We start from the raw sequence: 20,843 nt of genomic DNA on the forward strand, positions 1-20,843 counted from the left end.
CCTTTCAGACAATAGGCGGCCGACGGATGCCCAAAGGACACCGTTCGATCCGGTTTGGTTTTAGATCTGGTTATGCCCGGGCCTGCGGCGCATAAGCGGCAACCGGCAATTCCGGCGTCCTGCCGAGAACGATGTCGCTCAGCAGCTTTCCGGCATAGGGGCCGATCGAGATGCCGCCTGCACCCAGGCCGTTTGCAATGCTCAGGCCCTCAACGCCGGGAACGCGCCCGAAGATCGGCTTGACCGAGGGGCCGGCTGGGCGAAAACCGATGCGGGTTTCGATGATTTCGGCCGATGCCAGCCCCGGCGCGATATCGAGCCCGGCCGCCAGCACTTCGGCTTGTCCGGCGGCCGTGACGCGGTAATCGAAGCCGGAACCGGTCTCGCGCGTCGCGCCGACGACGACGCGACTGTCGTCGAAGGCCAGCATGTAGTGGCTGGTCATCGGCAGCAGCACCGGCCAGTTGGCGGTGTCCACACCGGCAAGGCGCAGATGGATGATCTGCCCCTTCTGTGGCTGGACCGGATGGGCAAAGCCGAGCGGTTCGAGAATCTGCGAGGCCCACGCCCCGCCGGCAACGATGATCTCATCCGCGGCCAGCGTTTCACCTTTCCCGTTGCGGCAGCGAACTCGGTCGCCGGTCAACTCCAGGGTCACGAAGTCGTTGTGATAATGCGCGCCATGGGCCACCGCCGAGCGGATCATTGCGGCGGAAAGAACCCGCGCATCGACACGGGCGCCGCCAGGAATGAAATAGGCTTCGACATCCTCGCGCAGAACCGGGAATTTGGCGCGGGCCTCCGTAGCCGTCAGGAAGCGGACGTCGCCGGCTTCCGGTGCTTGCGCGGCGCGGCGCGCAATGCGCTCGCCGGCGGCTTTCAGGTCATCCGCATTGGTCGAGGTCACGAGAGCACCGACCTTGCGATAGCCGAGATCGGTTTCGCCGACCGAAGTGAGATAGGCGATCAACTCGTCGTAATAACGAGCGCCAGCCGCATACATCGCATACCATTCGGGATCTTCGATCTGCGTTGCCCAGGGGCAGACGATGCCGGCGCCGGCCAGTGTCGCTTTGCCTGGATGCACGTGATCGAAAATGGTGACATCGGCGCCGCCTCGGGCCAGATGATAGGCGGCGCTCGCGCCAAACATGCCGCCGCCAATGACTATTGCTCGCATTCGGTCTTCCTCACTTGTGGAGCCAAGGCGGCGGACTTTTGGCCCGTCGCTTGATCTGCATGGGGCGTCTATTCGACGGTTACCCCGGACATGCGGGATGTGCCGAAGATCGCAGGTACGAAACCCTTGACGTTTTTCGACACGGCCATGAGCTGGTCGGAGCTGCCGAACATGACGGCCGGCACGTCGTCATAGAGAACGTGCTGGGCTTTTTCGTAAAGCTCAGTGCGTTTGGTCCTGTCGGTGATTGTTCCGGCTTGCTGCATCAGACCATTGAAATCTTTGTTGCACCAGGCCCCGATATTGGACGGGCTCGGCTTGCCTTCGGAATTGCAGCCGAAATAGTTGTTCGGAATCTGGCTCGGATCGGGGAAATCGTAAATGCCGCCGAACATGCCGACTTCCGGTTCGTGCTCGCGCGATCGCTTGATATATTCAGCCCATTCGTAGCTGACGACCTCGGCCTTGACGCCGATCGCCGCCCAGTCCGCCTGGATCATCTCGGCCGCGCGGCGACCATTCGGCATATAGGGGCGCGATACCGGGACGGCCCAGATCTTGGTTTCGAAACCATCGGGATAGCCGGCTTCGGCAAGAAGCGCCTTGGCTTTTGCCGGATCATGGGCATAGGGCTTCAGGTCCGAAGCGGTGCCCCACAGCTCCGGCGGAACGAGCGCGCCCGTCTCATGCCCCATGCCGTTGAACACCACGTCTACCAGCGGCTTGATATCGATGGCCTGCGCCAGCGCCTGGCGCACGCGGATATCCTTGAACTTGTCCATGCCGAAGTTGAAGGTGATGAAGCCCGTCGACGGAATCTTGACCCGCTCGAGATCGAGATTCTCACTCTTTTCAATGATCGGCGCGTCGGCAAGATTGGGGAAATAGGCGATCTGGCATTCGCCGGCCAACGCTCTTTGCACCCGCACTGAAGCGTCCGGGCTGATCGCCATGACGATCGCGTCCACCATCGGCGTGCGTTCGGCGATGTGCTGCAACGCACCCCATGTTTCCGGGAAGGGTACGAGGCGAACGATCGAATCCGTCTGGTAGGCCTGCAGCTGAAACGGGCCCGTGCCGACCGGGTTGCGGTCGAAGAGCTCCGGCGTTCCCGCCTTCAGGAGCTTGTCAGCATACTCAGCCGAAGTGATCATCAACGAGCCGTGCGACATGATGCCGAGGAAGGGCGCCAGCGGTTGCTTCAGAACAAAGGCGACGGTGTAATCGTCGATCTTCTCGACCTTCGAAAGCGCATCGGCAAGCTTGGTGTAGAAGGTGATGTAACTGCCGCCGTTCACCTTGGCGTAAGAATGGTCGGGCTTCATCATGCGATCATAGGTGAAGACGACATCGTCGGCATTGAATTCGCGGGTCGGCGTGAAATCCGCCGTGGTTTGCCATTTGACGCCCTTGCGCAGATGAAACGTGTAGGTGCGCCCGTCCTGCGAAATGTCCCAGCTTTCGGCCAGCGATGGCACGATGTCGGCACCGCCCCGCTTGACCGCCACGAGCCCATCATAGATCTGCTCCAGCACTGTTGCCGTCGTGCCGCTGCTCGTCAGCTGCGGATTGAAGGTGTCCGGTGATCCTTCGATGCACACCGTCAGCGGCGCCGCCATCGCGGTCGATGCGGCAAGACCCGCCAGCAACGCAGCCAGAAAGAGTGATCGCTTCATGTTTCGCATTCCTCCAATGCTTCAGGGACCTGCGCTGTCGCTGCGGGATGGCAACGGCCAGCTGTGTCCTAGCCTCGACCCGAGCCTATAGGGCTGCGAAACAAAATGATTGTCAAATATCAAATCGGAGCACTATTATAACAAAAACTCATGGAGCCTTGAGATGAACATTCGCCAGCTCGAGGCCTTCCATGCGGTGATGGAGACGGGTTCGGCGACCCGGGCGGCCGATCGGCTCGGCATTACCCAGCCGGCAATCTCCAAGCTTTTGAAGGCCTTGAAGGAAGATTGCGGCTTCCTGCTGTTTCAGCGCAGGGGTGGCCAGCTCGCGCCGACGCGGGAGGCGCAGGCGCTTGCGGCGGAGGTCTCGAAGCTCTTCAGCGGCGCCAAGCGGATCAAGGAGGTTGCCCGGGCCATTCGCGAGCATGAATGGGGCGAAATCTGCATCGCGGCCCCGCCTGCCTTCTCGATCAGGTTCCTGCCGCTCATTCTGGCGCGGAATATCAACCGCCTTGATCTGCGCATCCAGGTCCTGTCGCGAACCTCGCCGCAGATAATCGATCTGGTCGCGAGCCAGCAGGTCGATCTTGGTCTCTCCACCATCCCCGTTGAGCACCCCGATGTAGCGAGCCGGCGTCTCATCACCTTTCCGCTCGTTTGCATGCTGCCGGCGGGACATCCGCTTGCGAAGAAACAGGCGTTGCATATCAGCGACATCCGCTCGGAAACTTTTATTTCTCTGCCCTCCAGCGACTGTTCGTTCACGCGGGCCGAAAGGGTCTTTCAAATCCACAGCGCACCGACCAAGGGCAGGATCGAAGTGCCTTTTTCCGAAACTGCCGCGATGTTGGTGGCGCAAGGCGTGGGCGTGACGATCGTCCCGCCCTTCGTCGGTTTCGACATTGACGAGAGGCGGATCGTGCGACGCTTGATTGAGCCGGTCGAGGAGGTCGATCTATGGCTGCTGACCGCCAAGCAGCGGCAATCGCCGCTGGTCGTCGATCTTCTGTCAGACATGCTGACGGCACTGTTTCTGCGGCTCGGCAAGATGCCGATGTCGTCCATACCACTCGAACTCGACGATCTGATGGTATCCAGAGCGGACTGACTGCCGCCGCGCCTATACCCGATTCGCCTCCTGAAACCGCGCAAGCAGGGTTTCGTGGTAATCCCAGAACCCGTTGATGAAGCGCTCGGCCAGCTGATTATCCGTGCCGTCGCTACGGCGGATCGCGAGAAAACCGGCATCCACGAATTCCGAGAATGGTCGAACCACGACCCCGCGGTTCTGGTAGTCACTTGCCGAGGACGGGTCGATGATCGTGATGCCGACACCTTCCGAAACCAGCGTCAGGGCCGTATGGGAAAGCTTCGTCTCGATCGTCGAGGCCCGGTGGATGCCGGCGAGGGCGACCTCCACGCGCATGGCAAACAGGGTACCGGGTTCCAGCGTGATCATGTGCTCGCCCTCCAGATCGGCCGGTCTGATCCTTGGCGAGGCGGCAAGCCGGTGACCCTCCTGCATGGCGACAACAGCGGCGACGGGACGGGATTCCGTCAGGAAACCGGGCCGGTCGAGCGGGCCATCGGCAAAGCCGAGATCGGCCTGACCGGAGGCGACGGCCTCGATCACCATCGTCGAGGGAATGCCGCTCAGGGAAACATGGATGTTCGGACGGTCCTTCAGGAAACGGGCGAGATAGCGCGGCATGATGCCGTTGGCGAGCGCCGGCATCACGGCAATGCGCAACATGCCTGCATTCTGCCGGCCGATCTCCTCAGCAAAAGCTCTGATCCGGTTCAACCCGACATAGGCACGCTCCACCTCCCTCAACAGCGTCGTGGCCTCGGGCGTCGGGATGAGCTGATTGCCGCGCCGCTCGAACAACTTCAGCTTCAGATCGATCTCGAAATCGCGGATCAGCCTGCTCACAGCGGGCTGGGTAATCGCCATCAACTCCGCTGCGGCGGTCATCTTGCCGGTCAGCATGACCAGCCGAAAGGCTTCGACCTGTCGAAGGTTCATCGGCACCACCATAATATTTAGTTATTCTCTAGCCTGAATTTCGAATTTGACGGTATGGAGCCGCTGCTGTCAAAGTCAAGCCCATAGACGCGTCCGGCATTGTCACCGGCGCCAGCGACGGGTGAGGGCGTGAGCGCTTATTTCAACTTGATGGGCTTTGCCGAGACGGGCTGGGGCATCGATATGCTCCGGGCCACGGTCGTTACGCTTGCGGTGGCACTGGCCGGTTTCGTTATGGGCTCGATTTTCGGCATGCTCTCAGCCGCCGCCTCGCTGTCTCAGGTCGGGGCGCTGCGCCATCTCGCTGATGGCTATACGACGACGCTGCGCGGCATTCCCGATCTTCTGGTCATCTACCTGTTCTATTTCGGCGGCAGCACCGTCATCACCGAACTCGGCCACCTGTTCGGCGCCGAGGGGTTCGTCAGCGCGCCGGTGTTCCTGACAGGCGCGCTTGCAATCGGTGTCGTCTCCGGTGCCTATCAGGCGGAAGTCTTTCGCGGCGCGGTGCTGGCGCTGTCGCTTGGCGAGATCGAGGCGGCAAAGGCCTATGGCATGGGTCCGCTCCTCCGCTTCCGGCGCATCATTCTGCCGCAGGCAGCGCGTTTTGCGATACCGGGACTTGGCAATGTCTGGCAACTGGTGCTGAAGGAATCGGCGCTGATTTCCGTCGTCGGGCTGGTCGAGCTGATGCGTCAGGCGCAGATCGGCGCCGGCTCCACCCGCAAGCCCTTCACCTTCTTCCTGACGGCGGGCGTGCTCTACCTGCTGATCAGTCTCGTTTCCGGTGCAGCCTTCCGGGCAGCTGAAACGCGCGCGATGCGCGGCATCCGGAGGGCGTCATGAACCTGTTCGACCTGTCCTTCTTCGCCAAGAATGTACTGGCGCTCTGTCGGGGTATTCCGCTCACATTGCAGCTGACGCTGCTTTCGGTCATGTCAGGTGCGCTCTTCGCCATGCTTCTGGCGAGCTTCCGCCTCTCCGGCAACCGGGTTCTCGATGGTCTGGCGCGCGGTTATATCTTCGTGTTCCGCGGCACGCCGCTGCTTGTGCAGCTCTACATCATCTATTACGGGCTCAGCCAGTTTCCAGAGCTGCGCAAAAGTTTCGTCTGGCCGTTCCTGCGCGAGCCCTATTGGTGCGCATCGCTGGCGCTCTGCCTCAATACGGCCGCCTATAGCGCCGAAATCATTCGCGGCGGCGTCATTTCCGTGCCGCTCGGTCAGATCGAGGCGGCCAGGGCCTATGGCATGGGCCGGCTTACGCTCCTGCGCCGGATCATCGCGCCGCAGGCATTTCGCTTAATGCTGCCGGCCTATTCGAACGAACTGATCCTCGTGGTGAAATCGACGGCGCTCGCCTCCACCATCACCATGATGGAAGTTACCGGCATTGCTGCCAAGCTGATCTCGGCCACCTACCGGCCCGTCGAGATCTTCATCGCGGCCGGCGCGATCTACCTTCTTCTGAACTTCTGTATCACGCGATTGCTGCGGCTTCTTGAGTACCAGCTTTCCCGCGACCGACGCCCGCATCAGGCCGTCACCGGAGAACAAGCATGACAGCTCAGACAAGCATTCCGGCGGTGGAGATCGCGCGCCTGGAAAAAAGCTACGGCTCGCTCAAGGTGCTTCATGATATCTCGCTGAAGGCCGAGCAGGGGGAGGTCATATCCATCCTCGGCGCATCCGGCTCGGGTAAGTCGACGCTCTTGCGCTGCGTCAACATGCTGGAAGTGCCCAATGCCGGCAAGGTCTCGATCTTTGGCGAAGAATACAAACTGGATCAGCGGCCGGACCACCCGGCACGCGTGACCGACCGGCACCAGCTTCAAAGATTGCGCTCACAGGCGACCATGGTGTTCCAGTCCTTCAATCTCTGGTCTCACCTGACGATCCTGGAAAACCTCGTCGAAGCGCCGGTCCATGTCCAGCATCGCAACCGCAGGGCTTGCATCGCCGAGGCCGAGGCGCTGCTGGAGCGCGTCGGCATTGCCGACAAGCGCAACACCTATCCGTCCCACCTTTCCGGCGGGCAGCAGCAGCGGGCGGCCATTGCTCGGGCGCTCGCCATGCATCCGAAGATCATGCTGTTCGACGAGCCGACCTCGGCGCTCGATCCGGAACTGGTCGCCGAAGTCCTGAAGGTCATGAAGGATCTCGCCGCCGAAGGCCGCACCATGCTCGTCGTGACGCACGAAATGGGTTTTGCCCGCAATGTCTCCAACCGCGTCGTCTTCCTTCACAAGGGCTATATCGAAGAAGACGGCACGCCGGCGGAGGTCTTTACCAATCCTCGCAGTGAACGTTTCCGGCAGTTCATTTCGAAGCACGCCCATTGAGACCGGAGAATAAACAGAGGTGAACGCATGAAATTGACCCTTATCCTGTCTGCCACGGCGCTTGCCATTTCGCTGCAGCCGAGCCACGCCGCAGACAAGCTTCGTATCGCCACCGAGGGCGCCTATGCCCCCTGGAATTTCTCCGGCCCCAACGGCACGCTGGAAGGCTTCGAGATCGATCTCGCCAACGATCTGTGCAAACGCATGAACAAGGACTGCGAGATCGTCGCCCAGAACTGGGACGGCATCATTCCTTCCCTGACGGCCGGTAAGTACGACGCGATCATGGCCGGCATGAGCATCACGCCGAAGCGTGAGGAAGTCATCGCCTTCTCGAAGCCCTATGCCGCCGCAATCAATTCCTTCGCCGTCCTCGCCGACGGCGATCTTGCCAACCTGCCAATGGCCGGCAAGCCGCTTTCGGTAGATTCAGACGCCGCCAAGCCCGTTCTCGAAGAGATCGCCAAGCTGATCGACGGCAAGACCGTCGGCGTGCAGGGCTCGACCACTGCCTCCTCCTTTATGACGCAGTATTTCAAGGGAACGGACGTCAGGGAATACAAGACGACGGAAGAGCATAATCTCGATCTGGTCGCCGGCCGTCTTAATGCCATTGTTGCCAACGCAACGGTGCTTTCCGCCGCGCTGGAAAAGGAAGACATGGCCGGCGCAAAACTCTCCGGCCCGTTGTTCTCCGGCAAGGTGTTCGGCATGATCGGTATCGGCTTGCGCAAGGAAGACACCGCTCTGAAGACCAATTTCGATACGGCGATCGAAGCTGCTCGGGCGGATGGCACGATCAAGACCCTGTCCAAGAAGTGGTTCAAGCTCGACGTCAGCCCGCAGGACTGACGATTTCACACGTCCATCCGCTTTGCGGGTGGACGCTCTTTCCCTTCCTTCAATGTCTCAGATTACCGGTATGCGAAACCTACCCGATCAGGAAATCGTCGTCGTTGGAGGCGGCCTCGTTGGCGCTGCCCTTGCATGGGGCCTGGCGCGCAAGGGCCTGTCTCCGCTCGTTCTCGACGGAGAAGACCTGGCGCACCGCGCATCGCGGGCGAATTTCGCGTTGATCTGGGTTCAAGGCAAGGGCATCGGCGCTTCCCATTATGCCCGCTGGACGATTGGCTCGGCCCGGCTTTGGCCTACCTTCGCGCAGCAACTGCGTGAGACTTCCGGCATTGATGTCGGCCTCCGGCAAAGGGGCGGTTTCACTTTCGCGCTTTGCGACAGCGAGATGGCGATGTGGGCCGGGGAACTCCAGTCGGTTTCCGCCGCACTCGGCGAGGATGCGCCTGAGCATATGCTGCTCGATCACGCGGGAACGGCGCGCATGGTTCCCTCCATCGGCAAGGATGTCATCGGCTCCATCTATTCGTCGCTCGATGGCGACGTCAATTCCCTGCGTCTCTTCCGGGCCTTGCATGCCGGCATGATCAATCTCGGCGCTCACTATCGCGCCCACAGCGACGTCACTGAAATTCTGCCGAAAGACGGCGGCTTTCTGCTCAAAGGCGCGTGGGGCGAAGTGTTCGCCGGGCGGGTGGTGCTTGCGGCCGGGAACGGCAATACGCAGCTCGCGCCGATGGTCGGCCTGTCCGCCCCAACGCTTGAGAGCAAGGGACAAATCCTCGTGACGGAGAAATGCAAGCCCTTCTTCCCTTACACCTCGACCACCTTGCGACAGACTGATGAGGGCGGCGTGATGATCGGCGACAGCCAGGAGGCTGATACCAGCTTCATCGCCACCCGTCAGGATATCAGCACCGTGCTGGCAAGCCGCGCGGTCCGCACTTTTCCGCAGCTGGCCCAAGTGAACGTGCTGCGCAGCTGGGCCGGTTTCCGGGTCAAGACGCCCGATGGGCTGCCGATCTATGAGGCATCGCCCACCCATCCCGGCGCCTATGTGGTCATGTGCCATTCCGGCGTGACGCTGGCTGCCAATCACGGGCTTCTGGTCGCCGATGCAATTGCCGGCCGCGGTGCATTGGTTGCCGATAGCCGCTTTTCTGGCCGGAGGTTCCATGTTCCGCAGCATTGATAGCCCGGAGAACCGGGCAACGATCATCGTTGACGGCAAATCCGTCGAGGTGGATGCGACGGCAAGCGTTGCCACCGCGCTTCTCGGCGCCGGCATGACGGCGGTACGCCGCAGCGTCGTCGGCAACGAGCCGCGGGGACCCTATTGCCTGATGGGCATCTGCTTCGAGTGCCTCGTCACCATCGACGGCGTGCAGAACCGCCAGGCTTGCATGGTTCCCGTCCGCGACGGCATGACGATTTCCTCGCAAAGCGGGGCGAGGACGATGGAGGGCGGCGGGCGATGACAATTGAGATGATCCACAACGTCGACGATCTTGCCGCGCGTTATGACATCGGGGTCGTCGGCGCCGGTCCGGCCGGAATGGCTGCCGCGACGGAATGCGTCAGCCTTGGCCTCAGCACCGTTGTCTTCGACGAGAATCTTGAAGCTGGTGGCCAGATTTATCGCGCTATCACCCGCAATACGCGCGCTGCGCGCCCTTATCTCGGCGATGACTACTGGCGCGGCAGCGGCCTTTGGGGTGGGTTTTCCGCGACTGCGGCAACCTATGTTCCCGCCGCTGGCGTCTGGAGCCTGGAGCAACAATGGGAAGAAGCAGCACTGCACGTCTCCGTTTCCGGCCGCAGCCGGATCGTTCACGCAAAGCGCGTGATCCTTGCGACAGGCGCGACGGAACGGCCGATGCCGGTGCGAGGCTGGACGCTGCCGGGCGTCATGTCCATCGGTGCCGCGCAGATCGCGCTCAAATCCGCCGACCTCCTGCCCGAAGGGCCAGTGGTGCTGGCCGGCTCCGGGCCGCTGCTTTATCTCTATGCCTCCCAGGTCCTCGCCGCCGGCGGCACGATCGAAGCGATCCTCGACACCACGCCGCCCCGCAACTGGTTTCGGGCGGCGCCGCATCTTCTCTCGTTTCTGGCTTCCCCCTATGCCTGGAAAGGGCTCGGCCTGCTGTTCAAGGTAACACGAGCGGTTCGGATATTCCGCTCCGTTGCGGCGCTCGAAATTACCGGCAAGGAACGGGCGGACGGTGTGACATTCACGACCGGCGGCAGGACGCTCTCGCTGCCGGCAAGAACCGTCTTTCTCCATCAGGGGATCATTCCGCATACGAACCTCGCAAATGCCGCTGGATGCGAGATGGATTGGTACGATCGGCAGAAATGCTTTGTACCGGTCATCGATGGAGTGGGCCGCAGCACGCGGCCCGGGATTTTCATTGCGGGAGATGGCAATGGCATCGGCGGAGCCGTCGTCGCGGAACTGGACGGGCGCATTGCCGGCCTTGCGGCGGGGCTGGAGGTTCTGGACAAAGAGCCGTCCGAGGATCTGCAGAACTATGCCCGGCAACGGAAAAAATCGCTGCGCGGCCGGGCTTTCATTGACGTGCTCTACGAGCCGGCCCTGTCATTCCGTGCGCCGTCCGATGACGACGTCATCGCCTGCCGGTGCGAAGCGGTTTCCGTCGGCGCCATCCGCGCGGCCGCCGCCCGCGGGGTTGCGGGGCCGAACCAGCTGAAAACCATGCTGCGCTGTGGCATGGGCCCCTGCCAGGGCCGCATGTGCGCGGCGACCGTCACTGAACTCCTCGCGGATGCGCAGCAGCGATCTCAGGCCGATGTCGGCACCTATCGCCTGCGCCCGCCGATCAAGCCCGTGCCGCTCTCGGAAATCGCGGCGCTCCCCCACACGCCTGAGGCCGTCTATGCCGTGACGGGCAGTCATGCCGAACACTGAACCAGAAAGGTATCGAAAAATGGTCCAACGTCTCCTTCAAACCCCGATCATGCACCGCGTCGTCGAACACAATGGCATCGTCTACGTCGGGGGCACGACCTGCGACGACGACAGCCTCGACATGGCCGGGCAGACCCGCGAGATCCTTGCGAAACTCGACCGCTATCTCGCGGAAGCCGGCACGGACAAGACGAAGCTTCTGACGGCCAGCATCTTCGTTACCGATCTCGGCAAGAAGCCGCAGATGGATGCCGTCTGGAAGCAATGGCTGTCGCCGGCAAACCTGCCGGCCCGCGCCACCGTCGGCGTTGCCGATTTGGGAGGCGACACGATTATCGAGATCGTGGTTTCAGCGCATAAATAAAGGCTGACAGGAAGTCGAGCCGGGCGGAGATTCTCGCCCGGCAACCTGCCTTGGAAGGAGGTGCCTGCAGCGTCCGCAGCGCTTGAGGAGCATCGTGCTGCTCGCCATCCCGGTCGGATTTGGTGAAAAGAAAGGAAGACGTGAGAAGGAGAATTGAAGAATTCGCTCACAGATCGAGCAGGCCGCTGACGCCGACGCTCAACCGCGCCGCTCGCGATCCCGGCCGTTCGCTCCGCGCAGGGCCGTGAGCCCCGCTTGATCGGCACGGCAGGAATGCTCGGCCGCAGTTGCACCGGCCCGTCCGCTCCGCGGGCCGGGAGGGGTCTTCGAGAAGAAGATGAAAAAGGACGCCGCGAGTGGCGGCGTCTGCTAACCCCTTGAAGGAGCATTCCGATGGAACTGAAATTTGTCGATCCGCGTGCGCTGAACGAAAACCCTGACAAGGCGCGGCGCTCGAAGTCCGGCCAGCAGGCGGACGCGTTGCTGTTGGCGACGATCCGCGCCGTCGGCATCGTCCAGCCGCCCGTGGTGGCTCCGCAAACGGAGGGCGGCAACGGTTACGTCATCGACGCCGGTCATCGGCGGGTGAAACAGGCTATCGCCGCTGGCCTCGAAGAAATCGCTGTTCTGGTAATCGATCGCGCCGAGGATGGCGGGGCGATGCGCTCGCTCGTCGAAACGCTGGCGCATGAACAGCTCAATCCCGTCGATCAGTGGCGGGCAATCGAACGCCTCGTCGCGCTTGGCTGGGCCGAGGAAGCGATCGCGACCGCTCTGGCCCTGCCGGTGCGCCGGATCCGGAAGCTGCGTCTCCTCGCCAATGTCTTGCCGGCGATGCTCGACCAGATGGCCAAGGGCGACATGCCCAACGAGAGCCAGCTGCGCACCATCGCCGCGGCCTCGCCGGAAGAGCAGAAAGAGGTCTGGAAAAAGCACAAGCCGTCCAAGGCCGACCCGCAGGTTTCCTGGTGGAGCGTGGCGCAGGGCCTGCAGAAGATCCGCATGTATGCGCGCGAGGCGAGCTTCGGCGACGACCTGGCGCAGGCCTATGGCATCGCATGGGTCGAGGACCTGTTCGCGCCTGCCGACGAGGACAGCCGCTACACGACGAATGTCGAAGCTTTCCTCGGCGCGCAGCAGGAATGGATGGCGAACAATCTGCCCAAGCGCGGCGTGATTGTCGAGGCTGGGCAGTGGGGGGACCCGAAGCTGCCGCCCAAAGCGGAACGCGTCCATGGCAAGGCCGGCAAATCCCACCATACCGCCATGTATCTCGATCGCGACGGCAAGGTGAAGTCGGTGGCCTATCGGATGCCGGAAGCCAAGAAGCCGAAGGGCAAGAACGGCGAGCCGTCATCGGTCGAGGGTGACGATGCTCCGATCGTGGTGAACACGCGGCCCGACGTCACCCGCAAGGGTATGGAGATGATAGGTGACCTGCGCACCGATGCGTTGCACGAGGCGCTCTCTCGAGCACCGATCGAGGATGACACGCTGTTGGCGTTGTTGGTCCTCGCATTCGCCGGGCAGAACGTCACGGTGGCATCCGGAACCAGCGACATCTCGTGCCATGGGGCGGCGGGTCTCGGCGAACATGCCGCGCACCTGTTCGACCAGGACGGAAAGCTCGAATTCGATATGGACACGCTTCGGGTCGCTGTGCGTTCGCTCTTGATAGACGTCCTGTCTTGCAGGGAAAATCGTTCCGACAGCGGCGTGGTCTCGCGCGTCGCCGGCGATGTTATCGGCGCGAACACCTTCCTGCCGAACATGGGCATCGAGGAGTTCCTCTCGTGCCTGTCGCGACCAGCATTGGAAGCGTCCTGCGCGGACATGTCGATCCTGCCGCGGCAGAAGGTCAAGGACACTCGTGCGGCCCTGGTCGAGCACTACAAGGAGGGCCGCTTCGTCCATCCTGCAGGGCTGTTCGCGCCTGATCCGGCAAAGCTCGGCTCCTGGCTGAAGAAGCATGAGCGGGTCGAACAGCCCGACGGCGCCACGCCGGAGGACCAGGACGAGCTCGACGGCGATGCCGTCATCGAGCCCTCGCATGATTTCGTCGACGGGGATCTCGCCCCACGGCAAGAGAACCTCCCCGACGAGCAGGTCGGGGCCTACAAGGTTGCCGCGGAATAGGCGCATCCAACACTTCCTTCCGAACGATCATCCCGCCGCCGGCACGATGCCGGTGGCGGTTCTGTTTTCAACAACGGCTCATGGAGGATAAAGTGTCCGCGCATCTCATATTTAATATTCCAACTGGATCCATCATCGCCTGGTCGGACGAGACGCCCCGTCCGCCCGAGCGGCATCGCAACAAGCTCCGTGCTTGGCAGACTGGCACATCACTCGGCGCATGACTGCGTTGATACCGCAGCTTGGCCGGAAGCAATGCGGATAGCGTCGCGGAAAGGCGCCTGATCCAGGCGCATTCCTCGAACGGTATCGAGCCAACCTCGCTGCCATTACCGCCGCGCGGCAACCGGACATCGACGCCTTGTTGCGCAAGCTGTCGCGGCAGGAAAGCGCGATAACGGTGCCGCGGGAGCGACTTCAATCGGAAACGCTTTGTGCGTGATCCGTAATGGCAGCGGCAGACTCTGCCAAAGACCTGGCATGTTGCGGAGTGGCGACATCCGCGTCCAGCGGCGGACCATCCGATCGTCCGCGCCCCGCCGTTCACTGCCGCAAGTCATGGCCCTGGGACGGCGCGAGCCGAACTGACGCCTAGTCTTCCGCATGCCGGTGTCCCTGACCATCCCGTGCCGGTCTTCCCGGCGGATTTGCTGCGGTCTGAACCTGCCGCTGGCCTCTTCAAGGCCGCTGACGCGCCGCGAAGCGGCCGGAACCCGCCGATCTCGCCAAGGCCTGCCCGCGCCCTTCGCAAGGGCCAGTGAAGAACGGGCCCCAGCTTGTCCGCAAGCCGACCTTGCTCGCCTGGCAGATCCCGGACCCTGAAATGTCCAGCTACCGCCGGTTCCTTTTGACCGCACCCGCAGGGAAGACCGGCAAAGGGCCGGATCACCTGAAGGGCATCGCTAGAAAGGTAAGCTCAATGTCCAGTTCAACACGCTCCACCAAGACCAAGGCTCGCGTCGTCCAGCTCCGTAAGGGAACAACCCTCGAAATGGTCCGGCTCTGCTGCCCGGACGGCAACCAGTCCTCCCTCATCTCCGAGAGCTTCGGCCTTCCTGTCCTCGACAGCGACGGCATCCGTGACTTCCACGAGCGCAGCCTGACCGAAGGCGCCGACACCCTCTCCGAAGGGCTTTCCGAAAAGGCCATGCAAATCCATCTGCAAAGGATCGTCGGCTCCTTTGTCGGCTCCGCCTACGGGGCAGGCCAGTTCTACTCGAAAGCCGTCACCCAGGCCCGGGATGCCACGGCCAAGCTCGCCAACGACATCCGCGACGAGGACCTCGACGGCCCTGTTGGTTTCGACAGCAACGCCCAACGCAAACGCGAATTCGCCGCAGACATGGGCCTCCAGGCACACGCGCTGCGCATGGCGGCAGAGGGGGCCGTCGCCGCCTACGAGCACATCGTCGGCGAGAGCTGGAAGCCCTACGAGCGTCTGCCCGAAAACCCCGGCCAGACCGTCAGCCGGCAGGCAGCCGATCTCCAGATGGCGGCGCTCGGCTAACCATCATTGGGCGGAGCCTCGGCTCCGCCCAATCTTCTCACAACGGCCGGCGTCCTTTTGGACGCCGGCTCCTTTGCGTGTGCCAAGGCACTTGAACCAAAAGCAAGCGGTCAAAGAGGCCACGCCACTCGCGGCCGTCACGAATGTTGGTCCTGCTTCGGTCCTCGTTCCCCGAAACGGCTGCGCCGTCCTCCACTGACGTTACGGCCCGCATGGATATCTCCCTTCCTTCCTTGTTCTCGTGCGGGTTCGCGGACCTGCGGTCCTGCGCCTGCGGACCTCGTGACGGCCGCGAGTGGCGCGGCCTCGAATGGAGGTTATGAAAATGGACAGGAAGACCAACAAGCCCCGCGTCGACATCTACGCGAAAATCACCGATCGCATCGTCGCGGATATGGAAAAGGGCGTGCGTCCGTGGGTGAAGCCCTGGAGCGCGGCGACCACTGGTGACCGCCTCACGCGGCCGCTTCGACACAACGGACTGCCATATCAGGGGATCAATACGCTGCTTCTCTGGTCCGAGAAGGTTGCAAGGGGTTTTGTCTCCCCAACCTGGATGACGTTCAAACAGAGCGTCGAGCTCGGCGGCCACGTCCGCAAGGGCGAGACCGGCTCGATGGTCGTCTATGTCAGTCGCTTCACCCGGACCGAAACCGACGCGCGTGGTGAGGAAGTCGAGCGCGGCATTCCCTTCCTCAAGGCCTATACGGTGTTCTGCGCCGACCAGATCGAGGACCTTCCCGCGCAGTATTACGGGAATTGCACGCCGGTGGCCGATCCGGTCGAACGGATCGAACATGCTGATATCTTTTTTGCGAATACCGGCGCTTCCATCCGTCACGGCGGTGACAAGGCATATTTCAACCCAGCCCTTGATATCGTCCAAATGCCGCCGTTCGAGAGTTTTCGCGATGCGCCGAGTTACTATGCGACCCTTGGACACGAGCTAACTCATTGGGTAGGCGCTGAAAAACGACTTGATCGCAACCTCGCGCGCTATCATAAGGATCGCTCGTTTCGCGCCCACGAAGAGCTCGTCGCCGACCTCGGAGGTTGCTTTTTGGCGGCCGATCTCGGCATCGTGCCCGAACTGGAGCCGCGACCCGACCATGCCAGTTACCTTGCGAGCTGGCTCGAAATTCTCCGCAACGAGAAACGGTTCATATTTGCCGCCGCCGCTCATGCCCAGCGTGCGGCGAACTATCTGCATGATCTCCAGCCGAAAGCGGTACAAGTCGCGGGGGCTGCGTGATGCCGCATGCTCCGATCCACGCCGGGGAGGGCGCACCGCTCTCCCTGATCCGCCGCAAGGCGGGGTTCATCGAGTGCCTGAAAATGGTGGGGCGGCAGCCGCCTCTCCGCTTCCGGGCCTTTAATGTAGATGGAAGCATCTACATTAAAGGCCAACATAATCTACATGGAGGCTTCCATGCCCATCAATGTCAACAATCCCGAGGCAGATGCGCTAACGCGCAGGTTCGCCCACATGGCCGGTGTCAGTATAACCGACGCCATCGTCATTGCCGTGAAGGAGGCGATCGAGCGGTGCCGTGATGCCGAGAGTCCGCTTCAGACCGCGGCGCGTCTTCGTCAAAAGCATGGCGTGTCCCTGCGCGAGGCAGCGAAGAAGCCGCTTCCGCGCGAGGCCTCCGACAAGATGTGGGAGACGGAGTGATGTTCATCGACGCGTTCGCGATCATCGCTGTGCTATCCGGTGGGCCGGAAGCACAGCGGTCTCCGACGCGATCGCTTCCCGGACGGCAGCCTTCACCTCGCCAATTGTCGTGCTGGAGGCGGTCCTTGGTCTCGCGCGCCCCGACAAGTTCGGTCTTGCGGTCTCGGAGGTGCAGCCGATTGTCGGCGAATTCCTCGACGAACGCGGGATCGAGGTGCGCGACTTGCCTCTGGCTCCCGATACCACTAGGCTCGCCCTGTCCGCAGCCGACCGATATCGCTTCGGCCGCCACAGCCTCAACCTTGGCGATTTCCTGCATTACGCATGCGCGAAGTATTTCAAGGTCCCGATTCTGGCTACAGCCGATGAATTTCGGAAAACCGATCTCGACACGGTCTCCTGAAGAGGCACGCTCCGCTTTTCTGGCGGACGGGGCATGTTCCCAACCCGGTAGATCGTCATTCGACGGAAAAAGCCAGCCCGAAACGCCCCGCCTGTACCGTCGCGTCTACCTGACGCCAATCCCGGTTGAAGCGGGAGCCTGATGTGCAACTGCTGGTACTTCCCTCCCAGTGCACCCGTGTCGCATCTTGATTTCAATGCCTGGGCCAGTCTGGTAATTGACGCCGCGCGGTTCGCTTGCCGACTTTCCATGACGTCCCTGTTGCGCGAGGTCGACGTGAGGGAAACTGGACACGCGCCTGCCTCTTGGCCCGGGAGGGTGTCCAAGCTGCCTGCCATGCGCTGGAGACGGACACCTCGAACGGGCGCCGTCGCACGACGCGAACGCCGACGAGGGAGCGCACGTCTTCATTCCTGTTCCCGCAACAAACCACGTCCATCTGCGTCCTCGATGTGACTGGTCTGATCGAAGGTCGATCCCGCAAGGGGCTCTCGATCTGGTCCCGGCAACGGCCTTCGCGACTTTCTTCCCCTGGCGTCTGCGCCGCCATTCCTCGCGGACCAACAAAGTCTCTCCCGGCCGCCTTCCACTCCGTTCCAGCCTTTCAGGTGCCAGTCGATCGCCTCCGATCCGTCAACCGTCATCGAGGTCGCGATAGGCGCGGCCCGAGCAACAAAGGAACAAGACAGATGGCTACCATCGGCACCTTCACCTCCACGGGCAACGGCTTCACCGGTTCGATCAAGACCCTCAACCTCAACGTCAAGGCCAAGCTGGTCCGCATCGACAATCCCTCCGACAAGGGCCCGCACTTCCGCATCTTCTCCGGTGCTGTCGAACTCGGCGCGGCCTGGCAGAAGCTCTCTAACGAGGGCCGCGACTATCTCTCGGTCAAGCTGGACGACCCGAGCTTCCCCGCTCCGATCTACGCCACCCTGATCGAAGTGGAAGGCGAGGAAGGCCTCCAACTGATCTGGTCCCGGTCCAACCGGGACTGATCGTCCCGGCAAGAGGCCCCGCCGCAAGGCGGGGTTCCTCGTGCGCAAGAGGAAGCCGGAAACAGGCATCGAGCCTGCTCCCGGCTTTTTGGTGCCAACAGGGTGGGGGAAGTCTGCTCAGATCGTCCGAGGATGCCATGGCGATCCGAAGATCTCAAGAATTTCGTGGTGCCCCAAAATGCTAACGCGTTTCGGCTCCCCCACTCGCCGGCTCCGCCGGTCGCTACCGCGGTCCCTGACGTCTCCCGCCCACCATGACCGCCGGTGTCGTCTTTCACCGACGTCAAGGAGATGACTAATGATCGATCGATCAACACATTGAGGAACTGCGCGCCGAAATGGGCAACTTCGATCCGTCGCGGCGCCGCAAGTCGAGGCCGAACTGGAACTCGGGCTGGTAGAGCGCGAAGCCATTTGGAACGAGCAGGAACGCATCTTCAACAACGAGCCGCCCCACCAGGCGGCATCGCGCTTAGGACGCGCTCGACGGCATCAGCCATTCAGCGCGTCTTTCACCGCCTTGGCGGGCGTGAACGCCAGTGCTTTCGATGCGGCGATCTGCATTGTTGCCCCGGTCGCCGGATTGCGGCCTTCGCGCGCCGCCTTCTCCTTGACCTTGAACTTGCCGAAGCCGGGGATGTTCGTCTCCGCCCCGTCCTTCGCAGCCTCAGTGATCTGCTTGAACACACTGTCAACGATGGTCTTCGCCTGCGCCTTGGCCAGGTTCTGCTCACCGGCGATCTTGTCCGCAATCTCGGTTGCTGTCGTCATAGAAAGTAAGTCTCCTGTTTGGTGGATCTATCCATTCTCTATGGCAATGAAGATACGGCGCCAATAGGGCCGGAAGCGATAGTGGCGCTCGGTATCCAGCAAAAATTTCTGAATTGTCCAGAAGTCGGCTGGATCGACATGGTGTGCCTGCTTCAGTCCGTGCTGCTGTCCTGATATCCGCGCCGGAGCTTCGACCGTTCGAGCCGCGTCGAAGAGCGGATGGCATCCTCTGTGGTATCGAAGGTCTCCACCATCGACTGGCCGTTCGTGCCGATCCGGCCCCAGTTGCGGATGACCGATGCGCCGCCAAACAGAGTCGGCTGGATCTCGAGCGTGTAGAAGCGCCGCATGTTCTGCGTCGGGTCGATACGTCTGAGGTGAACCGGGCGTGCTTCCTCATGATCCATGGCTGGAGTCTCGCTTCCTTTGGAAGTGAGGTCCAACGACTTTGATGAATCAGTCCGGCTCGACCGATTCATTAAAGTGATGGATCCGGTGCATCGGTTTCAGTACGGATTGTCGCCTGCTATTGGAAGGCAAGGGCTGGGCGAGACCCCTTTGGAGCACGTCTGTACACGCGCCCAAGGCGCTCCCGAAATCCCCAAGAGGTCTGCGCGCATGGGCATGATGAACCTCTCGCGGCGTTCAGCCGTCGCTCATAGGGGAAGATCGGGCATTGGTCCTCCCGCGATGTCCCATGTCCAGGAAGCCATCCCGCTTTCTGAAATCATGAGATCGAAGACTTCGCGATAGGCGCCGTCCGCATCATCGGGCACGATATACATCGCGATAGGCTGTGCCTTCGCGCGCGTCAGTATGACGTTTGCCATCGGCTGCGTCGGCGGCAGATTGTAGCGAAGTCCTTTCACGAACGCCGAGCCACTCTTCGTGAGCGCGTCGAGCAGGATGCCCTCGTAGTGGCTCTCGAAGGGTATCCACCGTTCGCTGACCACCATCAGCGCAATCGCCTCGATTGCAGCGATGCCGGAGACGCCAACGCCGAATGTCGCCGCTGCAATGAGATGCGATTGCGGGCTCGCGTCCCAAAGCGCGAGCTCGCGGGCGAAGACCTTGTTCATCCGGCGGGTGGCGTCATCGGCAAGCATGAAAGGATAACGCGGGGCGTGTTTGATGATCACCCTCGAACCGCCCCGCGTCGGCTGGATTTCCTTTATCTCGCCGATCAGGATCGCGAGTGAACGGCGATTGCCCTGCGAATGAACCGCTCTGCTCAGGAATGCCTGCCGCCGCTGGACGATCCCGTCGGCACGCTCCGGGTCGAACATTTCCGGTATATAGAGTGCCTCCGAAAGCGGCTTTCCCTTTGCGTTCGCGCTTGTCGCCGCCTCGATCAGGAATTTTCGGATCACCGCCCAGTTGCGCCGACCGGCCATCGCCGGACGCCAGCGATTGAACTGCGCCCGATCCCACAGGAAATGCAGCATCGCCTTCAACGACAATCGGGCGCCATCGGTCCCGACGTCACCCGGCTCGGTGTTGTCGCCGATTGCCGGCGCGGTCCGTCCCGCGAGCTTCAACAGGCTGAACCCAAGCTTCAGTACCGTCGTGCCGTCTTCGACGTTCTCGACGATCGCCTCACCCTCGACTGTGCTCAGGCCCGACAGGCCGGACGGCGGCTCATAGGATTCACAGTCTGGCTCGTGCCGAGATCCGGTGCCCGGCATTCGTTTTAGGATATGGCGCTCTCCAAGGCGCGCGATATACATCGGCACGCCTTGCGCCCCGCAAAGGCAAAGCGGATGTTCACGATTTGAAAAGGCATCCGCCAGCCGCTTTTCGAGCGCGGCCCCATCCACGTCAATATCGATCCCGCCGATGCTGAGGTGGCGGCTCATCGTCTCGCGGTTCCAGCAATCGTCATCATAGACGTCCTCCCCATCACGCGTTAACCGGCTTTGCGCCGCCAGGTTTTGTCGATTCAAATTCTTCCGATTTCAGGTACAGTGAAGACCTCCGCGAAAGGG

At 62.0% G+C, this 20,843-nt stretch carries 21 protein-coding genes; 15 read left to right on the forward strand and 6 right to left on the reverse strand.

From position 1 onward, the window contains the following. Window positions 1-70: 70 nt before the first annotated feature. Entirely contained in the window at window positions 71-1,180 is a 1,110-nt protein-coding gene (locus tag ACZ5FP_RS26240; protein ID WP_464664889.1) for an NAD(P)/FAD-dependent oxidoreductase, read from the reverse strand. Window positions 1,181-1,248: 68 nt separating this feature from the next. Then, window positions 1,249-2,856 (reverse strand): ABC transporter substrate-binding protein, encoded by a 1,608-nt coding sequence (locus tag ACZ5FP_RS26245; RefSeq protein WP_464664890.1) that lies wholly within the window; start codon window positions 2,854-2,856, stop codon window positions 1,249-1,251. A gap of 163 nt (window positions 2,857-3,019) precedes the next feature. On the opposite strand from ACZ5FP_RS26245, the gene ACZ5FP_RS26250 reads away from it, so the two are divergent. Next, the gene (locus ACZ5FP_RS26250) at window positions 3,020-3,964 is read left to right on the forward strand and encodes a LysR family transcriptional regulator (protein WP_464664891.1); all 945 of its coding nucleotides are present in this window, start codon (window positions 3,020-3,022) and stop codon (window positions 3,962-3,964) included. A gap of 12 nt (window positions 3,965-3,976) precedes the next feature. Here the strand turns inward: ACZ5FP_RS26250 and ACZ5FP_RS26255 are convergent, their stop codons facing one another. Beyond that, on the reverse strand, window positions 3,977-4,882 hold the full coding sequence (locus ACZ5FP_RS26255) for a LysR substrate-binding domain-containing protein (RefSeq protein ID WP_464664892.1): 906 nt from the start codon (window positions 4,880-4,882) through the stop codon (window positions 3,977-3,979). A gap of 150 nt (window positions 4,883-5,032) precedes the next feature. Between ACZ5FP_RS26255 and ACZ5FP_RS26260 the strand changes: the two genes are divergently transcribed. The 14 genes from ACZ5FP_RS26260 (at window position 5,033) to ACZ5FP_RS26325 (ending at window position 18,087) form a co-directional block, all read left to right on the forward strand. Further along, complete coding sequence (locus ACZ5FP_RS26260; RefSeq protein ID WP_464665411.1) at window positions 5,033-5,728, forward strand: ABC transporter permease; 696 nt, start codon at window positions 5,033-5,035, stop codon at window positions 5,726-5,728. Then, window positions 5,725-6,444 carry an ABC transporter permease gene (locus tag ACZ5FP_RS26265; protein ID WP_464664893.1) on the forward strand — a complete coding sequence of 240 codons (720 nt, stop codon included), beginning with the start codon at window positions 5,725-5,727 and terminating at the stop codon, window positions 6,442-6,444. Before ACZ5FP_RS26260 ends, ACZ5FP_RS26265 begins: the two co-directional genes overlap by 4 nt. Next, on the forward strand, window positions 6,441-7,223 hold the full coding sequence (locus tag ACZ5FP_RS26270) for an ABC transporter ATP-binding protein (RefSeq protein ID WP_464664894.1): 783 nt from the start codon (window positions 6,441-6,443) through the stop codon (window positions 7,221-7,223). The genes ACZ5FP_RS26265 and ACZ5FP_RS26270 overlap by 4 nt, the downstream gene beginning before the upstream one ends. 27 nt (window positions 7,224-7,250) lie before the next feature. Continuing rightward, window positions 7,251-8,075: a lysine/arginine/ornithine ABC transporter substrate-binding protein gene (locus ACZ5FP_RS26275; RefSeq protein WP_464664895.1), complete on the forward strand. Its 825-nt coding sequence runs from the start codon at window positions 7,251-7,253 to the stop codon at window positions 8,073-8,075. A gap of 70 nt (window positions 8,076-8,145) precedes the next feature. Next, a complete protein-coding gene (locus ACZ5FP_RS26280) occupies window positions 8,146-9,267 on the forward strand; it encodes an NAD(P)/FAD-dependent oxidoreductase (RefSeq protein WP_464664896.1) in 1,122 nt (373 codons plus the stop codon). Then, a complete protein-coding gene (locus ACZ5FP_RS26285; RefSeq protein WP_464664897.1) occupies window positions 9,251-9,553 on the forward strand; it encodes a (2Fe-2S)-binding protein in 303 nt (100 codons plus the stop codon). Before ACZ5FP_RS26280 ends, ACZ5FP_RS26285 begins: the two co-directional genes overlap by 17 nt. After that, complete coding sequence (locus ACZ5FP_RS26290; RefSeq protein WP_464664898.1) at window positions 9,550-11,004, forward strand: FAD-dependent oxidoreductase; 1,455 nt, start codon at window positions 9,550-9,552, stop codon at window positions 11,002-11,004. The genes ACZ5FP_RS26285 and ACZ5FP_RS26290 overlap by 4 nt, the downstream gene beginning before the upstream one ends. A gap of 19 nt (window positions 11,005-11,023) precedes the next feature. Next, a complete protein-coding gene (locus ACZ5FP_RS26295) occupies window positions 11,024-11,368 on the forward strand; it encodes a RidA family protein (protein WP_464664899.1) in 345 nt (114 codons plus the stop codon). Between the two features lie 393 nt (window positions 11,369-11,761). Next, entirely contained in the window at window positions 11,762-13,504 is a 1,743-nt protein-coding gene (locus ACZ5FP_RS26300; RefSeq protein WP_464664900.1) for a ParB N-terminal domain-containing protein, read from the forward strand. Between the two features lie 919 nt (window positions 13,505-14,423). Beyond that, on the forward strand, window positions 14,424-15,011 hold the full coding sequence (locus ACZ5FP_RS26305; RefSeq protein ID WP_464665412.1) for a hypothetical protein: 588 nt from the start codon (window positions 14,424-14,426) through the stop codon (window positions 15,009-15,011). 325 nt (window positions 15,012-15,336) lie between these two features. Next, entirely contained in the window at window positions 15,337-16,263 is a 927-nt protein-coding gene (locus ACZ5FP_RS26310; RefSeq protein WP_464664901.1) for an ArdC family protein, read from the forward strand. A 177-nt stretch (window positions 16,264-16,440) separates the two neighbouring features. After that, window positions 16,441-16,686 (forward strand): type II toxin-antitoxin system VapB family antitoxin, encoded by a 246-nt coding sequence (locus ACZ5FP_RS26315; RefSeq protein WP_464664902.1) that lies wholly within the window; start codon window positions 16,441-16,443, stop codon window positions 16,684-16,686. A 109-nt stretch (window positions 16,687-16,795) separates the two neighbouring features. Continuing rightward, window positions 16,796-17,089, forward strand: a complete 294-nt coding sequence (locus ACZ5FP_RS26320) for a type II toxin-antitoxin system VapC family toxin (RefSeq protein ID WP_464664903.1) — start codon at window positions 16,796-16,798, stop codon at window positions 17,087-17,089. A 689-nt stretch (window positions 17,090-17,778) separates the two neighbouring features. Next, the gene (locus tag ACZ5FP_RS26325; RefSeq protein ID WP_464664904.1) at window positions 17,779-18,087 is read left to right on the forward strand and encodes a DUF736 domain-containing protein; all 309 of its coding nucleotides are present in this window, start codon (window positions 17,779-17,781) and stop codon (window positions 18,085-18,087) included. 492 nt (window positions 18,088-18,579) lie between these two features. Here the strand turns inward: ACZ5FP_RS26325 and ACZ5FP_RS26330 are convergent, their stop codons facing one another. From ACZ5FP_RS26330 to ACZ5FP_RS26340, 3 genes are all read right to left on the reverse strand, one after another. Beyond that, window positions 18,580-18,858, reverse strand: a complete 279-nt coding sequence (locus ACZ5FP_RS26330) for an HU family DNA-binding protein (protein ID WP_464664905.1) — start codon at window positions 18,856-18,858, stop codon at window positions 18,580-18,582. A 152-nt stretch (window positions 18,859-19,010) separates the two neighbouring features. Next, window positions 19,011-19,265 carry a WGR domain-containing protein gene (locus tag ACZ5FP_RS26335; RefSeq protein ID WP_464664906.1) on the reverse strand — a complete coding sequence of 85 codons (255 nt, stop codon included), beginning with the start codon at window positions 19,263-19,265 and terminating at the stop codon, window positions 19,011-19,013. A gap of 249 nt (window positions 19,266-19,514) precedes the next feature. After that, window positions 19,515-20,801 (reverse strand): DUF1173 domain-containing protein, encoded by a 1,287-nt coding sequence (locus ACZ5FP_RS26340; protein WP_464664907.1) that lies wholly within the window; start codon window positions 20,799-20,801, stop codon window positions 19,515-19,517. Window positions 20,802-20,843 lie beyond the last annotated feature (42 nt).

The sequence above is a fragment of the Phyllobacterium sp. T2-21 genome (genome assembly GCF_055378485.1).